General features: G+C 38.9%; 15 protein-coding genes. 10 read left to right on the top strand and 5 right to left on the bottom strand.

Going from position 1 to position 20,895, the window contains the following annotated elements; translation table 11 throughout:
* The first annotated feature begins 32 nt into the window (after positions 1 to 32).
* From ODZ84_RS01495 to ODZ84_RS01470, 6 genes are all read left to right on the top strand, one after another.
* Positions 33 to 1,811, top strand: coding sequence for an acyl-CoA dehydrogenase family protein (locus ODZ84_RS01495; RefSeq protein ID WP_266175252.1), 1,779 nt, complete (start codon positions 33 to 35; stop codon positions 1,809 to 1,811).
* A 301-nt stretch (positions 1,812 to 2,112) separates the two neighbouring features.
* On the top strand, positions 2,113 to 2,559 hold the full coding sequence (locus tag ODZ84_RS01490) for a phosphohydrolase (protein WP_266175251.1): 447 nt from the start codon (positions 2,113 to 2,115) through the stop codon (positions 2,557 to 2,559).
* 604 nt (positions 2,560 to 3,163) lie between these two features.
* The gene (locus ODZ84_RS01485; RefSeq protein WP_266175250.1) at positions 3,164 to 3,910 is read left to right on the top strand and encodes a hypothetical protein; all 747 of its coding nucleotides are present in this window, start codon (positions 3,164 to 3,166) and stop codon (positions 3,908 to 3,910) included.
* Positions 3,911 to 3,924: 14 nt separating this feature from the next.
* A complete protein-coding gene (locus ODZ84_RS01480) occupies positions 3,925 to 4,677 on the top strand; it encodes a hypothetical protein (RefSeq protein ID WP_266175249.1) in 753 nt (250 codons plus the stop codon).
* Between the two features lie 18 nt (positions 4,678 to 4,695).
* Positions 4,696 to 5,451, top strand: coding sequence for a hypothetical protein (locus ODZ84_RS01475; protein ID WP_266175248.1), 756 nt, complete (start codon positions 4,696 to 4,698; stop codon positions 5,449 to 5,451).
* Between the two features lie 1,014 nt (positions 5,452 to 6,465).
* On the top strand, positions 6,466 to 7,194 hold the full coding sequence (locus ODZ84_RS01470) for a hypothetical protein (RefSeq protein WP_266175247.1): 729 nt from the start codon (positions 6,466 to 6,468) through the stop codon (positions 7,192 to 7,194).
* A gap of 102 nt (positions 7,195 to 7,296) precedes the next feature.
* Here ODZ84_RS01470 and ODZ84_RS01465 read toward each other — a convergent pair whose 3' ends face one another.
* From ODZ84_RS01465 to ODZ84_RS01450, 4 genes are all read right to left on the bottom strand, one after another.
* Entirely contained in the window at positions 7,297 to 8,013 is a 717-nt protein-coding gene (locus ODZ84_RS01465; protein ID WP_266175246.1) for a DUF2490 domain-containing protein, read from the bottom strand.
* Between the two features lie 75 nt (positions 8,014 to 8,088).
* Positions 8,089 to 9,900 carry a TonB-dependent receptor plug domain-containing protein gene (locus ODZ84_RS01460; RefSeq protein WP_266175245.1) on the bottom strand — a complete coding sequence of 604 codons (1,812 nt, stop codon included), beginning with the start codon at positions 9,898 to 9,900 and terminating at the stop codon, positions 8,089 to 8,091.
* 429 nt (positions 9,901 to 10,329) lie between these two features.
* Entirely contained in the window at positions 10,330 to 10,521 is a 192-nt protein-coding gene (locus ODZ84_RS01455) for a hypothetical protein (protein ID WP_266175244.1), read from the bottom strand.
* A gap of 239 nt (positions 10,522 to 10,760) precedes the next feature.
* Positions 10,761 to 11,729, bottom strand: coding sequence for an IS1595 family transposase (locus tag ODZ84_RS01450; protein WP_266175243.1), 969 nt, complete (start codon positions 11,727 to 11,729; stop codon positions 10,761 to 10,763).
* 251 nt (positions 11,730 to 11,980) lie between these two features.
* Here ODZ84_RS01450 and ODZ84_RS01445 point away from each other — a divergent pair, with 251 nt between their 5' ends.
* Positions 11,981 to 13,063, top strand: a complete 1,083-nt coding sequence (locus ODZ84_RS01445) for a hypothetical protein (RefSeq protein ID WP_266175242.1) — start codon at positions 11,981 to 11,983, stop codon at positions 13,061 to 13,063.
* A gap of 7 nt (positions 13,064 to 13,070) precedes the next feature.
* Positions 13,071 to 15,863, top strand: coding sequence for an excinuclease ABC subunit UvrA (uvrA, locus tag ODZ84_RS01440; protein WP_266175241.1), 2,793 nt, complete (start codon positions 13,071 to 13,073; stop codon positions 15,861 to 15,863).
* A 54-nt stretch (positions 15,864 to 15,917) separates the two neighbouring features.
* On the opposite strand, the gene ODZ84_RS01435 is transcribed toward uvrA, so the two are convergent.
* Positions 15,918 to 16,553 (bottom strand): NAD(P)-dependent oxidoreductase, encoded by a 636-nt coding sequence (locus tag ODZ84_RS01435; RefSeq protein WP_266175240.1) that lies wholly within the window; start codon positions 16,551 to 16,553, stop codon positions 15,918 to 15,920.
* Between the two features lie 860 nt (positions 16,554 to 17,413).
* Between ODZ84_RS01435 and ODZ84_RS01430 the strand changes: the two genes are divergently transcribed.
* Positions 17,414 to 18,835, top strand: a complete 1,422-nt coding sequence (locus ODZ84_RS01430; protein WP_266175239.1) for a transcriptional regulator — start codon at positions 17,414 to 17,416, stop codon at positions 18,833 to 18,835.
* Positions 18,836 to 19,122: 287 nt separating this feature from the next.
* Positions 19,123 to 20,844 (top strand): hypothetical protein, encoded by a 1,722-nt coding sequence (locus ODZ84_RS01425; RefSeq protein WP_266175238.1) that lies wholly within the window; start codon positions 19,123 to 19,125, stop codon positions 20,842 to 20,844.
* Positions 20,845 to 20,895: the final 51 nt, after the last annotated feature.

The raw sequence follows: 20,895 nt of genomic DNA, 5'->3' as shown, positions 1-20,895 counted from the left end.
AATTTATAATCTAAAATTTAAAATAAACAACAATGAGCAATATATTGAAGGGAGGGGAATTCCTGATCAGAGAAATTCCTGCAAACGAAATTTTCAGTCTTGAAGAACTGAGCGAAGAACAGAAAATGCTTCGCGATTCTGCGAAAGAATTTATTGACAGAGAAGTAATCCCGCACCACGACCGTTTCGAAAAGAAAGATTATGCTTTAACGGAAGAGACCATGCGTAAATTGGGAGAAATGGGGCTGCTGGGAATCACAGTTCCTGAAGAGTACGGCGGTCTTGGAATGGGATTCGTGAGTACGATGCTGGCCTGTGATTACGTTTCAGGAGGAAACGGTTCACTGGCAACGGCGTATGGAGCGCATACCGGGATCGGAACCTTACCTACGCTGCTGTACGGAAGTGAAGAACTGAAAAAGAAATACCTTCCGGATTTAGCGACCGGAACAAAATTCGGGGCGTATTGCCTTACGGAGCCGGACGCAGGTTCTGATGCCAACTCCGGAAAAACGAGAGCAAAACTTTCTGAGGACGGAAAGCATTATATCATCAACGGACAGAAAATGTGGATCTCCAATGCAGGTTTTGCAGATACCTTCACACTGTTTGCCAAAATTGATGATGACAAAAACATCACAGGATTTGTCATCAACCGCTCAGAGCTTGAAAATCCTGAAAGCTTAACTTTCGGCGAAGAGGAGCATAAATTAGGGATCCGCTCTTCTTCCACGCGCCAGGTTTTCTTTAATGATATGAAGGTTCCTGTAGAAAACATGCTGGGTGAAAGAAATAATGGTTTTAAAATCGCTTTGAATGCCTTAAATGTCGGAAGAATTAAATTGGCGGCGGCTAACCTTGACGGGCAGAGAAGAATCCTGAATCACTCTATTCAATATTCCAATGAAAGAAAGCAGTTTGGTGTTTCTATTTCAACTTTCGGAGCGATCCGTAAGAAAATTGCTGAAATGGCAACCGGTGTTTTCGTAAGCGAAGCTGGATCTTACCGCCTGGCGAAAAATGTTGAAGATAAAATTGCAGAGCTGGTTGCCGGCGGAATGGATCACCAGCAGGCTGAATTAAAAGGCGTTGAAGAATTTGCTGTGGAAGCTTCTATTCTTAAAGTATTCGTTTCCGATCTTACTCAGAATACGGCAGATGAAGGAATCCAGATTTACGGGGGAATGGGATTCTCCGAAGACACCCCAATGGAAGCGGCATGGAGAGATGCGAGAATCGGAAGAATTTATGAAGGGACCAACGAAATCAACAGGCTGCTTGCGGTAGGAATGTTAATCAAAAGGGCTATGAAAGGAGAATTGGATTTATTATCTCCGGCCATGGCCGTCAGCAAAGAACTGATGGGCATTCCATCTTTTGAAGTTCCGGATTATTCTGAATTCATGAGCGAAGAAAAAGCGATTATCGCTAATCTTAAAAAGGTCTTCCTGATGGTTTCAGGAGCGGCTCTTCAGAAATATATGATGGATATCGAGAAGCAACAGCATTTATTACTGAATGCCTCTGAAATTCTGAACCAGATCTACATGGCAGAGTCTGCCGTTCTGAGAGCTGAAAAACACTTTTCAGCCGGTTCTGTGGAAGCGGCCATGGCTCAGCTGAACCTTTATAAAGCGATTGAAAAAATCATCAGTTCTGCTAAAGAAGGAATCGTTTCTTTTGCCGAAGGTGACGAACAGAGAATGATGCTTTCCGGACTAAGAAGATTTACAAAATATACGAATCATCCGAATGTAGTGGCACTGACTGAAAAGGTAGCCGCTCATTATATTGGAAAAGGAGCCTACTAGGCATCCTGTACATAAAATTGATTTCAGCGCCTCAAATGAGGCGCTTTTTTGTTGAAAAAGTTCACCAAGCTCAATCTCCAATCATCACAGAAACCTGAAATGATAACGATGAAAACAATTCACTATATAAACAGACCGGATGAATAAATGAAATAGGTATAAATACCATTAAACTGATAGGGAATCATACTCCGTTTGTTTTACCGGTGGATACATTCTACCTAAATATTATGTAAAATAAAATGAATAAAATGTCTTAAATCATGTGGCATTTTTTATTTTTGTAGTCTATTTCCCAGAAATGACAAAAGACGAATTACTGCACAGAGCAATAAAGATAGCCGATAAGGCGCACAAAGGTCAGACAGACAAATACCATGCTCCTTACATTGCTCACGTAATGAGAGTTATGGAATACGGTAAGACCATGGATGAGAAGATCGTCGGAGTCCTGCATGATGTCGTGGAAGATCATCCGGTGGAATTCAGTCTGGATTATCTGAGAGATCAGGGTTTTCCGGAGTATATTATCTTTGCCATCAGCTGTCTTACAAAATTTGATCCTGATGAAGAATATGATGATTTTGTCAGAAGAACCGAACGCTCTCCCCTTGCCGTTGCCGTTAAATTAAATGACCTCCGTGACAATATGGATCTGAGAAGGGTTAACCGGGAACTCACCCCAAAGGATCTTAAAAGATTCAATAAATACCTGAAAGCTTATCATTATCTTATCGAAAAATATTAAAAATGTGGCAGCTGCATTTTAGCCACCAATGCCTCAATTATCGGATAAGCACATCGCTTTTTATCTGTTGCAAATCTGATTATGCAGGATAAATTTGTCAAAGAATGCAAAATAATGAAGAGATTATCCGGCAATTTACAAGTATTTATTGAATTAGCTTGCGGTATCCCGATATAAGATAATTGATCCCTTATCATCTTATTACTTAATTTATAATTAACATTTTTACATTTCTATTAAGAATGTTAGTTTTATCTAATAAAAATCATATCTTTGGAGAGAAAAAAAGATAATCCCACTTAATTTAATGAATTAAGATAAATTTTAACACAACACAATGAAAAAATTCTTCCTTACTTTCCTGTATTCCTGCAAGTCATTAGTTATAATCGTTTACAAATCATTACCTTAGGATATATCAAAAGCAATATATTCTTAGACTTATCCGGACTTTTACTGCCCAGCTGTTTTTTTTAAGGACCAAAATCATCTGTTGCAGAATAGAATAAAACATAAAACAGATCAGACATTTCTTATTGTTTGAATCACAGTTTTGCTACCAGCCAATTAAAAATAATTTTAAACTTACTAAAAAACGAAAAAGATGAAACACAATCTATTTCTAATCGGAATTACAATGCTTTCTCTGACTGCCAATGCTCAGGTAGGAATTAGAACATCCTCACCTATGGCGACATTAGATATAATGGCAGAAAATAGAACAGGAAGTATGACCAATGTAGACGGATTTTTACTGCCAAGAGTAGACAGACAAAGAGCTCAGAGTATGATTTCCACCCCACTTTCTACGATAATTTATGTCAACAGTATTGCTACCGGCACAGCAACAGGGACTGCAGTCAATATTACCGATACAGGATATTATTATTTTAACGGCACGGTCTGGGAAAAACTAAATTCAGGGTTCTCAGCTTCTTCTTTTTCCGTAAACAGTACAGAAAGAACAGCATTCACAGTAAATGATGTGTCTGTTACTATGATTCCCGGAACTTCGCAATCTATTACGGTTCCAGTTGGCGGAAAGGCCTTGTTTATTAATTTCATGCTAGGAATAGACTATACTAGTAATCCAGCCGGATCAGGGGCAGGATATTATGAAGCCCGGTTGTATATCGACGGGGTACAGACAGATTGCTATCTTCGTACCCAGGAATATAAAAGCGGAGGGCTTAATGCACAATTTACATTAAGCACGGTAAAACCTTTAACAGCAGGAAATCACACATTAGATATCCGAATGACCAGAACAGCTAATAATGGCACAACCAGTGGGGCCAATATGACCTGTCGCCCGATTTCAATGTCTTTTAATGCCAGTTATATTAATTAATTATAAGTAAAAAAATGATGAAAACAATTATTATATCAATAGCTATTACCTTATTAGCTTTTTCAATGAAAATGAAAGCTCAGATTGGCATAAATACCAATACTCCTGCTTCTACTTTAGATATAACCGCAAAAAATGCGACGGGTACGACAACCAATGTAGACGGATTGCTGATACCCAGAGTAGACAGACAAAGAGCTCAAAGTATGACAGGGATTCCAATTTCAACTCTAGTTTATATCAATAACATTGCTACCGGTACAGCTGCCGGAATTGCTGTAAATATTACGAGTACAGGATACTATTACTTTAATGGCAGTGTCTGGAGCAAATTAAATGTGGGAGCATCTGCTTCTTCCAATTCAGTAAACAGCACTACAGGAGCGAATTTTAATGTAAATGACCTCTCTTCCACTATTGTTTCAGGAACTGCACAGAGTATTACTGTTCCTACCGGTGGAAAAGCACTTTTTATTAATTTCATGTTGGGGATAGACTATACTTCTGCTCCTGCAGGAGGAGGATTTGCTTTTTATGAAGCCAGGTTGTATATAGATGGTGCACCGACGGATTGTTATATGCGTGTGCAGGAAATATTGGAAGGAGGGAATGCACAATATACATTAAATACTGTAAAATCTTTAACAGCAGGAAATCACACATTAGACATCCGGATGACCAGAACAACTAATAATGGCACAACCAGTGGGGCCAATATGAACTGTAAACCCAATTCAATGTCTTTTAACGTCACTTATATCAATTAATTATAAAGAGAACATATCATGATAAAAATTATTGTAACTATAGTCATCATTACATTTGCTTTTTCACTGAAACTCAACGCGCAAGTTGGTATAAATACAGATGTGCCCAATTCAACTATGGATATCGTCGCAAAAAATACAACCGGTGCAAGCAGCAACGTAGATGGATTACTGGTACCCCGGGTAGACCGACAAAGAGCTCAAAGCATGACGGGCGTATCTGCTTCTACGCTAATTTATGTGAACAGCATTGCTACCGGGACAGCATCTGGGACGGCTGTAAATATTACGGATACAGGATATTATTATTTTAACGACAACGTCTGGGTAAAACTCAATACCGGGACTTCTATTTTCTCTTTATCCGTAGACAGTACCACAGGAGCGGACTTTAATGTCAATGATCTCGCGACTACTATCGTTCCGGGAACTTCCCAATCTGTTACAATACCTGCAGAAGGAAAAGCACTTTTCATTAATTTTATGTTAGGGATTGATTTCGTAGGAACGGCACCAGCAGGTTCGGGAGTAGGATTCTACGAATCAAGATTATATATAGACGGAACTGCTACTGACGCTTTTCTGCGTGTTCAGGAATATGGGCAGGGAGCATTAAGCACACAGTTTACTCTGAATACGGTAAAATCTTTAGCGGCTGGCCCACATACCTTAGATATACGAATGACCAGAACCAGTAACAACGGGACTACAAGCGGAGCTAATATGAATTGTCGCCCGATTTCAATGTCATTTAATGCAAGTTATATTAAATGATATTCCGACAACCCATTGAATATGACCTTTATATTGTATTGGCAAAAATTCAATAAGAATAAGCTATTACCGAAGTATATTATAAAATGCTTCAAATTTGGACTGTCCCCAAAAAGTTAGATCCCTTTTTGGGGCTTTTTAATTATATCATTGACTTTGTCTGTAATGATAAAACGGATTCTTCGATAGAAGATCAGACTGACCGTCATAGTAAAAAAAGCATGAAATGATTATTGGAGTCCTGTATGCATGAGATCATCCGGTGGAGTTCAGTCTGGATTATCTGTGAGATCAGGGTTTTCCGGAGTATATTATCTTTGCCATCAGCTGTCTTGCAAAATTTGATCCTGATGAAGGATATGATGATTTTGTCAGAAGAACCGAACGCTCTCCCCTTGCCGTTGCCGTTAAATTAAAGGACCTCCGTGACAATATGAATCTGAGAAGAGTTTACCTAAACTCGCTCCCAAGGATCTTAAAAGATTCAATAAATACCTGAAAGCTTATCATTATTTGATCGAAAAATATTAAAATGAGGCAGCTGCATTTTAGCCATAAACACGTCAATTAAGCTGTGTTCCTATATAAAATAATTCTCCTTTTAGCATCTTATTGTTGAATTTACAAATCATATTTTTATATTTTCTATTAAAAATGTGATTTATATTTAATAAAAATCATACCTTTGTACTGAAAAAATGATAATCCCACTTAATTCATCGAATTAAGGTAATTTTAACACAACACAATGAAAAAAAATTCTTCTTTACTCTCCTGTATTTACCGACAGGTCATTAGTTATAATCATCAATAACTCCTCAGGATATATCAAAAGCAATATATTCTCCAAACTTATCAGGACTTTTACTGTGCAGCTGTTTTTCTTTTAAGGACAAAAACCATCTGTTGCAGAATAAAATAAAATATAAAACAGATCAGACATTTCTCATTGTTTGAATCACAGTTTGTTACCAGCCTATTAAAAATAATTTAAACTCACTAAAAATGAAAAAGATGAAACACAATCTATTACTCATCGGACTTTTAATGTTCCCTTTAACAGTATTTGCCCAAGTAGGGATTAATACATCAACCCCTCAGAAAACGCTTCATGTTAACGGTTCTTTACAGGTGACCAATGAACTGAATGTAGGAGGAAATGCTTCAACGGCAGGAAATGCCGGTACCGCCGGACAGGTTTTAAAATCGAATGGTCCCGGCGTGGCTCCTACCTGGCAAACCATTGCCGGTGTTCCCAATGCTACAGGAACCGTTATTGCAGTGAACGGCCAGTTTGTAGTGGCTCAGGAAATAAGTGTGCAAATGACTGCTGATTTTGTTTCTAGCTCTGCTCCAAATGCTGTTGCAATAGGAAATCTCACCAATGAAATCATAGACAATGAGAATTTATTTGCCGGTACAGCAACAACTAATTCTTTTAAAGTGTCAAGTGATGGAACCTATGCGGTGACAATCAATGCACAACTCAGTACCGCAACAGGGACGGTACCTGTAGTTGGCATATGGGATGACACCAACAATAGCTGGGTGGCACGTGTTAATGATACAGTAGCTTCTACACTACAAACTTACACCCTGATCACTTCAATCCCAATGTTGGCTGCCAATACCTATTCATTTAGAGTAGCTCCTAATAGTGCAAGTGTTACTGTCAGAGCTTTCAGTTCCGGTAGTACAGGTACAGGGCCTATCACTCAAATGTCTGTAAAAAGATTAAAATAAAGAGAAAACAATAACAGTGTTAAACAATCTTCAGGTAAAGGCGGACCGTCAGGTTCGCCTTTGCTTTGTATTTTAAGACTTTCAGATCCTGTTAAACCAATGCTAATCTGCTCCCGGGAAATGATAACTTTTCGAAGAATCATCCGTACCATCAATATTGATGTTCAGCGCAAGATAGACAAAGTGAACATTTTTATTTCCCTTAGCTTCAAACTCTCTCTGCCACAGGTAACCTCCCAGAATACCGAAGTTTTCATCAATCTGGTATCCGAAGCCGCCGTACACCCTGTTTCTGGCAAAAGCAGGCTTGGTAGGAGTAACGACAAAAATTTCGTCATATACATTTGCAAACAGGGTACCCGGTTCTATCTTTTTGGCATTCAGGGGAACAGAAATATTTAAGCGGTAGCGGTAGCGCATTCTCTCGGAGTTCTTGTCGGTCTGCGGTTCGTGAAACCACGATTTTTCAATACGGAACCTGTTTTCAAATTTAACCACGCCTTTTTTGAAGTCGATGACATCCTGAAGCCATACACGAAATTCTTCCCTGCTGATCGCATGGTCTTTGTAGGTGGCATATCTTCCCAAACCGATAAAAGGTTTATGGTTTTTGGTGAGATTGTATCCCAATCCACCTTTTATTTCGTAATAATCAGGATAGGTGTACTCTTCAATGCCCCGCATCTGCCCTTCGGCATAAAGAAAAAATTTTGGATGAAACTTATAAGTGACGGTCAGTGCATTGAAGCTTGAAATATGTTCCTGCGCCTTAAGAAAACTAAGCGTAAAAAGTAAACTTATGCTTAATAAAAGTTTCATTTAAATTTTTTTTTTGCAAATGTAGCTGAATTAACAATTTCGTAATATTAACTTTAATTCACGCTGAATTAACATTTACTTAATATTGATCGTATAGGTAAAACCTACATGGAACCAACGATTCGGCATTTTCACTCCAAAAGTTTCCGTATATATTGTATTGGTGACATTATTGACTAAAATATACACTGAAAAGTCTTTTTTAACAAAACTTAATTTTGCATCTAACAGGTTGTAGCTTCCCAGATTCAGACGGTCATTATACCGGTATACCAATTCATTGGTGAAATATTCTAAAAATTTTGTTTCCAGTTTGGCGATCAGCTGGTGTTTCAGATTATCAAGTACATATCTTGAAACAAACGTATCAGAAGATTTAATGGTATTATCCAGGTAGGTATATCCTACAGAATACTTTAACCAGCGCAAAACCCGGTGATTCAGCTCTGCTTCAATTCCTTTTACGCTGGTGTCTCCAACATTCTGCGCATACCAGACGGCATCATTTAAAGACGTTTTGGTCCAGTCGATCGAATTGTTTGCGCTTCTCAGAAATCCACTCACCTTTGCCAGAACATTCTGAGTCCTGAACTGGTATCCTACTTCTGCATAGACTGCGTTTTCAGGAACAAGATCCGGATTTCCCTGTTCAGTCTTGCTCACATAATACAGATCGGTAAAAGTCGGAACGCGGTGAACCTTAGCGACATTTCCGTAAATTTTATGATTCGGGTTAAAATCGTACCCCAAATCAATTCCCGGATAGAAAAAATTTCCTTCGCCGGAATAGTTGGCCCACGAAACTCCTGGGGTAATATTCAGTTTTTGATCTAATAACGAAAAGTGATGTTCAAAAAACACTTGTGAAACAAAACGTTCCCTGTTTCCTAAATTATTGCTCGCCAGAAATTCCTTTCTCAGCTCTATGCCCAATCCTGTAGTTCCTAAAGAAGATTGGTAGCTTCCGTTTACCTCACCACCTATATTATTCCCGATGTGCATATTCCTGTAAATTTCCGGTTTATTACGGTTGAACAGGTACATATCCTGACCTCTCCTCCAGTAGACATTGGAATTAAGTCTGAATTGGCCAAAGTTCTGCTGGTGAGCCAGGCTGACAACTGAAGCCTGTACTTCCTCATACTGCTCTGTAGCAAGGGGCGAGGAGTAAAAGCCGTTGGCCCCGAATTTCTTCTCTGAAAAACCGGCCTGCAGTCTGAGATCCCCGTGTTTAATATTCAGTTTCCCCTGATAGAAAACATTGCGGATCTCGTAGTCGGTGTTATGCATATAGCCTTGTGAAGAAGCGGAATTCGCCTGTAATGTGTTCGAAAATTTTTCATTTCCCAGTTTCGCATTAAATCCCAATCCATAAGTTTCATAGTCACCGCCGTCGGCACTGATCTTCACTTTTTTTCCGGGCCCTGTCCTGGTAATAATATTAATGACTCCTGCATAGGCATTCTGTCCGAACCGTCTTGCTGCAGGGCCTTTCACGACTTCTATCCTTTCTACATCATCCAGATCTACAGGCACATTCATCGTATTATGTCCCGTCTGCGAGTCATTCATCCTGATGCCGTTCAAAAGCAGGAGAACCTGCTCCGAAGAGCTTCCTCTGAAGCCGATATCACTCTGTACCCCGTTGGCCCCTCTCCTTCTGATATCCATTCCCGGAATCTGCTGAAGAATTTCGTCAATACTTTTTGCAGGAGAATTGGCAATCTCCTCCTTTGTAATCACAGCAATATTCTGGTTGGCATTCTTATAAGGAGTAGCGGTAAACTTACCCTGAATTTCAACCGTTTCAATATCGGAGTCATTATTTTGGGCATGAGCGAGAAATAAAGTTCCCAGAAAGAAAACAGGAAGTAACTTTTTAGTCATATGATCAAATTCGCAGTTAGATTTTTGAAGGACCAAATGTAGCAGACTTCTTTAAATATAAAAAATGATTATTGTCATAAAAAAAGATGCAGTAGGGCTGCATCTTCTTGGGACTAACGTCATTTCTTTTATCTTTTTCTCATTAAATGTGTAACCAGATCTCTGAAAAGTTTTCTCATTCTATATTACCTATTTATGAATACAATTTTAAATAATTTTAAAATATAAAACAATAGGCAAATGTTAAAAAATGAAAAAAAATAAAAAATTTAACATTCGGATCGCGTGGTATTCAGGAGGTTATTCACAATAAGTCCACTTTGTTTAATTTCTATATCATAAAAACATCAATAGAACCGGTTTGTTTGTATAATTACCTGCCGCTATGTTTAATAAGGTAAGTATATACAATTCTACACCGCGTGATATTTATGGCTTTCGATTAAATAAATCCCTCATCGTCATATCAAAATCCGTTAATAATGTAACATGCTCAGCCTTAATCAGTTTAACTCCTCCTTCAGTAATCATTTCCCGGATATCAATTTTAAGGTCCCGGTGATTTTTTTTGATATCCGACACGTCAAAATACTCAATATCATTGATGATTACACTCTTCACATTTTTTTGTTTTAATAGATTGGGTGTCATTTTCGTGGTTAAAAAAGTTATTTCTATAGTATCTTTAATAAATTAATTTTTTATACAGATCTCGCATAGTTTCAAATAACATCGGCAAAAATGAGAAAATTTCAGATATGATCGTATGACTGTAGCCTCGTTCATAAAATTAATTCTCTTATTAAAACAAGCGTTGAGATTTCCGGTCAACTTTCAGCATCACCGGGTTCATTTAATTTTTAGTGGTAAGGCTTCGGAATATTCGGTAATTTATTACAATTTTCTATAAAAATCAAATCTTTGTATTTTGTCCGCACATCACTGTTAAGAATCAGATATCTGAACTTATCACTATCCGAAATCTCCCTCAGATTAAATTTATACAGAAATTCATCCACATACTTCTGGAGATGCTTCCGGGAAACGTGGTTGTACATTCCGGATACGGAGCTTTTGAGGATCTTCCAGCAGCCTTCTATATTATTCGTATGTACCGTGCTGTCCCGGAGACTCACATATTCCTTTCTGGAATGATCAACAACCTGATGGTTATAATTTTTATCCAGACCGCTATAGCCCCACCATTCATCACTGATCAGCCGGGTATCCCGGCTCACATACTTATAAATCAGGGGCTGTATGCTGTTTTTCCGGGTATCGGTAACCACAAAGGCATTCATCTTTCCTCCCCGCTGCAGCATTCCCATAACCGGTATTTTATCAGTAAAGTTCCTGCCCTGTGCTTTTTTTGCTTTCTTGTCCTTGTGCCGGTTTTTATTTTTTCCGCCGATAAAAGTTTCATCACATTCTACAACACCTTCGAGTTCATTGCTGTTTTCGATCCCGAAACAGCTCCGGATCCTCTGGAGTAAAAACCAGGCTGTTTTTTGGGTAACATCAATGTCCCTGGCCAGCTGAATGGATGTAATTCCTTTTTTATAGGAGGTGACCAGCCATATGGCCAGGAACCATTTCTGCAGTCCTACTTTCGTATTTTCAAACATGGTCCCGGTTTTAGCATTGAAATATTTACCGGTATTCTTACATTTATATCGGTTCTTACTGCATCGGTATACTTTAGATTCAGCATCGAACGGGCTCGAAATAATTCCGCCCCATCTCATTTGTTCCAGGTAATCAATGCATACCTGCTCTGTCGAGAAAGTCTGTAATAATTCTAAGACAGATTTAAAATTTGTGTTAATCATGGTCCTGCAATATTACTGAATATTTGAGCTAAAATATTTTAACATATTTATTAATTTTTAGTTAAAATTTACATCAAATAATCAAAAACAGAGATATAATTTTGTTTAAACTATCTAAATACTGTGAATATTACAATTTTAATTTCCGGTTTTGTGCTTAATAATTCGGGGTGTAGAATTGTATGTAGCTGCCAATATTTATAATGAATTTTTGTTTAAAAATTCGTATTTTTGTGGGTCTAAATTCTGCGATGAAAATACTCTTATTGTCTGTACTTTTGGGAACCATTTCCGTAAATGCACAATTCATCTACCCGGATGTGAAAATCCATGATCCTGTACAGGAACTCGAGGCTGGGGATGACTATATCAACAGGATGACCGGCAGTAAAAAAATTATGCAGATCGATAAAATATACCGGTCTTCTCCGGAAACAACGACAGATATCATCAAATTTGACAGGGAAGGAAATATTACCTTCAGCAGTAAGACCGTAACCCTTGATAGAGATTACAAAGCTTCTTTTGGCCCGGGCTCAGGTTATATTCCCGGAAACCGGGAAATTATTTATAAAACAGTTCTGCAGGATGGTAAAACAGTTTACTTCGGATATGAATCTCCGGGAATACCGTTTGAGAAAAATAGAATCACCTATGACAGGGAAAATAAGATCTACCGAATCACAGAAAAAGATAAAGAATCTGAGTATTTTTATAAAGATGGAAAATTAGGAAAAATAGTTTCCACCGGCATTCTTTGGAACGGAGGCAAATATGAGGAAACCTCTGTTTTCACCTACAATAATGCCGGAAAGGTTATAGCGTGTATTTCAAAAACAGTTATCCCTAACGGACCGGTCCAGGAAAATATAAAAACGTTAACGTATGATGCATCGGGTAATATTACTTCCAATCAACATAAAACCAGGGACGGAATTTTGGAAAAAAAGTATATATATACGAATAATCTTCTGACCCATTATGAATATATGGGAAGTTTTAAATTTGAGGACAGGTCTTATGAATATGATGCCGAAAAAAGACTAAAAAAAACCGTAATAACAAAATATGAAGAAGGTAAAATGATCAATAAATTAACGGTAAGCTATTTGTACAAAAATAATCTGTTATCTGAAAAAGTTTCAGAATATAGTGAGAATAATTATCAGTCGACCGATCATAAGGTTTATACATATGACAGCCGGAACAGGCTGGTAAAAATACAGACCCAAACCCCTGCTTCCCTGTATACAGATTCTGATATTGCTTACGAAAAAAACACCATTAAGCTTAAAAGCGGCTCTCTGGAATCAGTTTACACTCTTTATGAATAAATAAAATATGGCAAAAACAATAGATATAGATATAAAAAAACAGGTGTTCGTTAAAAATGCACACCTTAATAATCTGAAGCACATTGATGTTCTGATCCCGAAAAATAAGCTGATCGTCATCACCGGAGTTTCCGGCAGTGGAAAATCTTCCCTGGCGTTTGATACGATTTATGCGGAAGGACAGAGAAGGTATGTAGAGAGTCTGAGCTCTTACGCCCGCCAGTTTTTGGGGAAACTCGAAAAACCGAAAGTAGATGACATCAAAGGATTGGCACCTTCCATTGCGATTCAGCAGAAAGTGATCTCTTCGAATCCGCGTTCTACTGTAGGAACATCCACGGAGATTTACGATTATATGAAACTGCTCTTCGCAAGGATCGGGAAAACATTTTCCCCGGTATCCGGACAGGAAGTAAAAAAAGATTCGGTAACGGATGTAGTAGATTTTATTAAAGACTCGAAAAAAGACACGTCATTCTTGTTAACGGCTCCTTTGGAATATGATGCCGCCAATTTTGGGGAAAATCTGAATGTTTTAAAACTGGCAGGTTTCACAAGGCTGGAAATCAACGGAAATGTGGCGGGAATAGAAGATCTGGAGAGCTTTGGGTTTACTCCTGAAAAAGGAATGATGATCAATCTTGTGATTGACCGTTTTTCCTATGAGGAAGATGAGAGTTTTCTCCAAAGACTGGCAGATTCTATCCAGATGGCTTTTTATGAAGGCCGTGGATACTGTTCGTTAAAAAATGCTGACACCGGGAAAGTGAAAGAATTTTCAAATAAATTTGAGCTGGACGGGATAGAATTTCTGGAACCAAATGTTCATTTTTTCAGTTTTAACAATCCTTACGGTGCCTGTCCTACCTGCGAGGGATACGGAAAAGTGATCGGAATAGACGAAGACCTGGTCGTTCCGAACAAAACATTATCTGTTTTTGAAGATGCTGTAGCGTCTTGGAGGGGCGAATCGATGAGTGAATGGAAAAAAGATTTCATTAAAAGATCGAAAGACTTCCCTATTCACAAGCCGTATCATCAATTAACCAAAGAACAGAAAAAATACCTCTGGAAAGGTGATGGGAAAAGTACATTCCCGAGTATAGACAATTTCTTCAAAATGCTTGAAGAAAATTTATATAAAATTCAGTACCGCGTTATGCTTTCGCGATATCGCGGAAAAACCCTCTGCCCGACCTGTGAAGGCCTGAGGCTCCGTGAAGAAACTACTTGGGTAAAAGTAGGCGGACACAATATCCAGTCGATGATTGAGCTTCCCCTGGATGAGCTCTCTCCTCTGATAAACAGCCTGGAATTATCCGCTCATGATAAAGAAGTAGCCAAAAGACTTTTGTATGAAATTACCACCCGTCTTGAATTTTTATTAAAGGTAGGTCTAGGATATTTAACCTTAAACAGAACATCCAACACGCTTTCGGGCGGAGAAAGCCAGAGAATAAACCTGGCCACAAGCTTAGGAAGTTCATTAGTAGGTTCTATTTATATTCTGGATGAACCGTCGATAGGGCTGCATTCCAGGGATACGGAAAATTTAATAGAAGTTTTAAAAAATCTCCGGGATCTTGGAAATACGGTGATTGTCGTAGAGCACGATGAAGATGTGATGAGGGCAGCAGACTATATTATCGATATTGGCCCTGAAGCGGGGTATCTTGGTGGAGAACTTGTTTTTGCCGGAGATTATAAGGCACTTAAAAATGCGGATACGCTGACTTCAAAATACCTGACCGGCAGAATGGAAATTGAAGTTCCTGCCAAACGCAGAAAAGCGAAGGAATGGATTCATATCAAAGGGGCACGCCAGAATAATCTAAAAAACGTGGATGTAGACGTTCCTTTAGAAAGCCTGGTTGTTATTTCCGGGGTGTCGGGAAGCGGAAAATCTACCCTGATGAAGGAGATTCTGACGAACGACATCATGATTCAGCTGGGAATGGGCGGGAAGAAAGGCGATTATGATTCTGTGGAATTTCCTAAAAAACTGATTAAAAATATCGAATTAATTGATCAGAACCCTATCGGAAAATCCTCGCGTTCCAATCCCGTGACCTATCTCAAGGCATATGATGATATCAGAGACCTGTTTGCCAAACAGAAGATGGCAAAAATGATGGGCTACAAACCGAAACATTTCTCTTTCAACGTTGATGGCGGAAGATGTGACGAATGTAAAGGAGAAGGAATCATTAATGTGTCGATGCAGTTTATGGCGGATATCGAACTGGAATGTGAAGTCTGCAAAGGAACCCGTTTTAAAAATGAAATTCTCGAAGTAAAATTTGATGAGAAAAACATTTCTGACATCCTACATATGACGGTAGATGAAGCTATTGAGTTTTTTAAAGATAATCACGAAGAAAAAATCGTAACCAAATTACGGCCTCTGCAGGAAGTTGGTTTAGGGTATCTTCAGCTGGGACAGAGCTCTTCTACCCTTTCGGGTGGTGAGGCGCAGCGTGTGAAACTGGCTTCTTTTCTGGTGAAGGGTGTAACAACGGATAAGACGCTGTTTGTATTTGATGAGCCGTCAACAGGTCTTCATTTCCACGACATCCAGAAACTGCTGAAGTCTTTACAGGCCCTGATTGATCTAGGCCATTCGGTGATCGTGATTGAACACCAGCCGGATATCATTAAATGTGCCGACTACATCATCGATATCGGCCCTGAAGCAGGGAAATATGGCGGTGAAGTTGTTTTTACAGGAACTCCCGAAGATTTAACCAAAAATAAAAAATCTCATACGGCTAAGTATATAAAAGAAAAGCTGGAGCGTTAAAACAGAAAGAGAGCCTTGTGGCTCTCTTCTTTTATTTACTGATGTAAGTAAGGTTTACCTATTGTATAAAAACGGGCTCTTTTTAATAAAGGTCCTATCATCAATCTGCGCAATCAGAAACCCGGCAAGATCGGTTGCGCTGATATTTTCTCCCTGACAGTCTTCCAGACTGGCTTCCGTAATCCTACTCTCATTCGTCAGATCGATTAAGGGGAGTCTCATCAGGGTCCAGTCCAGGTTACTTTCTGTGAGAAGTTCGTATTCTTTCTGTTTGTCATGAGTCGTTTCCGGATAGTTCTGATACATCCAGCCGGTGGCCAGCTGTACTTTTTCATTTTTACGGTCTGAAGGAGTGTTGACGCTCAAACCCGTAGTAACGATATATCTTTTCAATCCACAGACATTCATGGCCTTCATCACATTTTTTGTGGCATCACTGAATATCGGAGGCTCTCCCTTAGGCTGTCCCAGTGTACTGATTACAAGATCGGTGTTTTCAACTGTTTTTATAACCGACTGATAGTCTCTTGCATCTCCTTTCACGATCTCTGCCAAAGGATTGGAAAGAATTACGGTTTCAGGGTTTCTGACTAATAATTTCACTGAATAGCCATGATCCAGCAGATGTTGAACAAGATATTTTCCAGATTTTCCTGTTCCGCCGATAACGGCAACGGTATATTTTTTCATAATGATTTCTCTTTATTGTTAACCAGGTATTGCAGCATATTGCTTACTACCTTTTGTATTTGATATAGGAATAATAGAATCCATGGTTCAGAATGAATCTGAACCCGTGGTCTTCCGGTACAGCCGTGTAACGGAATAAGGGATTTTATTTATAAAGAGATTTTGATGAACTAAATGTAATCATTTTTTTAATACCACGTTATGAAATCTTACTTTTAGCTTATCTATATTATATTTTGAAATGCCGCTCTTCGGACAAAATAACTGATTATGTTCATCTCGATTAAAGTAATTTTAGCAGCAGGCAACTTATTATCATCAGTTTTATTTTAAATGGACAACCGTTCGTTCTTCTGTGATGCTATGTGCACCGATTATTAACTTCTCCGATTTTATAAGAATGGACAATGATCACATGATACAAAAAGTAATAAATACTTTATAATAAAAAATTTCCGGGTGAAAAAGAATTAGCGGAATGACTGATTAAAAAACAAAAAGAACCCTGAATTTTAACATTTAATTCATGCTTTGTATTAAATTAATCGCTACATTTACTCTGTAATACAACTGAAGTGGAAACATATCTTGCTTTTTTCAGCTTTGAAATTGCAGTTAAATTTGTAAAAATTTAAGCATAGCATTGTCGGCTATGCTTTTTTATTGTTGTCTAATTAAAAAAATGAGATGTATTTATCTACTGGATCCGCTCCTAAAGGGCGGATTCTTTTTTATCACCATATAATCGGGCAATTATGAGCAGTATATATAGATGAAATTCCTTATCTTTTTAATCAAAAGTATTTCAAACCCTTTAATTTAACTGTAAATACTTATTTTTGATTAAAAAATTAAATACTATGCCGCTCAAAAGCTTTTTGACATTTCTTATGCTGTTGTTTTTCGGCCTGACCTCTGTTGTCTCCGGGCAGCAATATGATCTGCGTACACTGGGCAGGATCAATGAGAAATATGCTGCTGAAGGGAAATTCGAAGAAGCACTGGAATTTAATCTGAGCGCCCTGGAGTTTTTTAAAAGCAATAAAAACAACGAGGGTATTGCTTCTGCAGATATTTTCATCTCCAACTATATGGATCTGCTCGGAAAGTATGATCTCGGCCTGAAATATCTGGATGATGCAAAGAATCATATCGATGCCGGACAAAACCCGTTTCTTTATTCAAAATTATATACCAATTACGGCGTTTATTATTCAAAAATTCATTTATTCAGAGAGTCCAATAAAAACCTGGATAAAGCGCTGGTCTCTCTGAAAAAAGTAAAAGATCAGGAAAACCGGAAAAAATTTCTGTATCATAACTATTCCTGGAAATGGTATAATTTTGAGATGCTCAAAATGCCGGATTCTGCCTACAGCATGCGGGACCGATGCCTGAAGTATGCCACAGACCCCACGATGACATACATTAAAATAGCAGATGATTTTATCACCCGGAAAGTTCATCTCGATTCCGCAGAATATTATCTTAACAAGTCATTGTCGAGCAATCTTACAAAGGCTCAGTACAGCACTTCCAAAACCCTGGAGAATTTCGGGCATTTATTTAAAGTGAAAGGCGATTATCAGAAAGCATTATCCTATTATCTGCAGTCTCTTGAAATCTCCCGAAAATCTAAACATAAGACAGATGTAAGAGAGGGATTTAAAAATGTTTCCGACATCTATAAACTTCTTGGCAATTCCGAAGAGTCAGCCCGCTACTTTTTAAAGTTTACCGTGCTGAATGACTCCATTAACCTGAGTGAAAAGAAAGTAATGGCTCATGCCGTTGAAAGAATCCTTCAGGAACAGAAGCAGGAGGAACAGAAAGAAAAAAAAAGGCTTTACGCAATCGCGGGAGGTATTATTATTCTGTTGCTGACGGTCTTTTTTGTAATCCGTAGGAAATACCTGAAACATCAAAAAAATAAAGACCGCCTTATTGAGACCCAGACCCAACAGGTAGAGGTGCTCAAAAAGAAAGCCGGTGATGCCTACGATGAAATTATTCAGCTGGCCAAAGAAGGCGATCCTTTTTTAATGGTAAAATTTAAAGAAATATTTCATGAATTTTACGAAAAGCTGATGGCCCATACTCCTGACCTTACCGATCATGATCTGAAGTCCTGCGCCTACATCAAATTAAATCTGGACAATAAAGACATCAGCAGACTGGAAAATGTTACCGTGCGTGCGATCCAGACCAAAAGGTACCGGCTAAAAAAGAAACTCAACCTTCCTGCTGAGGTCGATCTTGTGACATGGATCAATACATTATAAAAGATGACCGATTTTATAAATTCTTTTGCCTCAAAACAGATATATTTCCCGGATATGATCTGAGAAATTAAAAATCTGCACCTGCTACAACAGAACTACAATTAAAATACAAATAACTAAAAATCAATCATTTAAAATCCTGTAGTATCCATGTAGTAGCTCTTTTTCCTTGTTTTTTTTCCAACTTTGCCCTGTCAATATGAAAGACAGAAACATAAAATAAAGGATCCCACCTGATCTTATATTTTGAATCATCAAAGCAAATCAGAAAATCAAAACAAGACACTATGAAAAAGAAATTGGGTTTAGCATGTATTCTATTAGTAACCGCAAATGTGGCTTACGGCCAGGTCGGAATCAACACCCCAAATCCTCAGTCTACTTTAGACATCACGGCTAAAAATGCCAAAGGCAATACAAAAGCCCCGGAAGGCCTGCTCATTCCCAGAGTAGACCGGCAGAGAGCCCAGTCGATGGATGGCGTAATCCCATCCACGATGATTTATGTAGATGATATTGCTACCGGATCGGCTACCGGATCGGCGATCAATATCGATGCAACCGGTTTTTATTTCTATGAAGGCAATACATGGGTAAAGATGAAACCGGAATCTACCGCGGCGCTTTATGATGCCGACGGCGCCCTGAAAAGTAACCGTACCGTAGCACACGGAACGCACAAACTCGCTTTTACGGCGACTGAAACCAACGCCTTCTCGGTAGACGGAAATACTTTTTCCGTGGATGCCGCCAATAACAGAGTGGGTATCGGAACATCAACTCCGGCAATTAATCTTGCCATTCCGGCGGCGGAAATGACCGGAAACGCTGTTACTCCAGAAGGGATTCTTATTCCAAGGGTTACCAGGTTAAGGGCACAGTCGATGCAAAACATTCCGCTATCAACCTTACTTTTTGTAAATAGTATTGATACAGGAACACAAACCGGAAACGCTATCCATATCGATGCTCCCGGATATTATTATTTTGACGGAAATGTATGGGTAAAAATGCTGAATCAAAATGATAAGGAAGGCAACATTTATGATGAAGACGGAATTCTTTCTTCAAATCGTACCATTGATCAAACCAATAAAAATCTGGCATTCAAAGCTACTGAGACCAATGCATTTTCGGTAGATGGAAGTACTTTATCTGTAGATGCGAAAAACGACAGAATCGGTGTCGGAACAGCCGCCCCGACGCATAAGCTGCACGTGGCAGGCTCTGTGAAAATTGCCGACGGAACCCAGGGAAATAACAGGGTCTTAACTTCTGATGCCAACGGGGCTGCTACCTGGAAAGACCTTCCCGCAGATATAAATACAAATTTATATACGGATAACGGAATCCTTACGGCGAACAGAACCATCGCACAAACTAATAAAACATTAGCATTCACAGGAACAGCTACGAATGCATTTTCAGTAGACGGAACAACCCTTTCGGTAGACGCTGCCAATGACAGAATCGGTGTCCGCACAGCCGCCCCAACCCATAAGCTGCACGTGGCAGGCTCTGTAAAAATTGCCGACGGAACCCAGGCAAATAATAGGGTCTTAACTTCTGATGCCAACGGAGCGGCCACCTGGAAAGACCTTCCCACGGATAAGAACACAAATTTATATACCGATAACGGAACCCTGACCGCGAACAGAACCATCGCACAGACTGATAAGACATTAGCGTTCACAGGAACCGCAACCAATGCCTTTTCGGTAGACGGAAATACTTTCTCTGTGGATGCAAAAAATGACAGAATCGGATTAGGAATAGCCACACCCATGGGTAAGCTGGATATGGTAGCGGATAATAAGACGGTAAGTACTGATAAAGAAGTATTTTTAAGGGGATATGGCACCTCCAAATCACCCATTCTTTACATCAGCTCTGCCAATGGTACCGCGGCAGCTCCTACCAATCTCGTCAATAATGAAGATATCGGGTCTATCAGCTTTACACCCAGAGCCAATAATAATTTTGCCTGGGATCAGGAACCGGAATTATAGCTAAATATAAAGGCAACGGAACTACTAACCTGACGGACCTCAGTTTAAAAA

Origin of the sequence: Chryseobacterium fluminis (genome assembly GCF_026314945.1) — a bacterium.
In the GTDB taxonomy this organism is placed as follows: Bacteria; Bacteroidota; Bacteroidia; order Flavobacteriales; family Weeksellaceae; genus Chryseobacterium; species Chryseobacterium fluminis.
The sequence above is the reverse complement of the archived record's forward strand: the minus strand, read 5'-3'. Positions and strand labels throughout refer to the sequence as shown.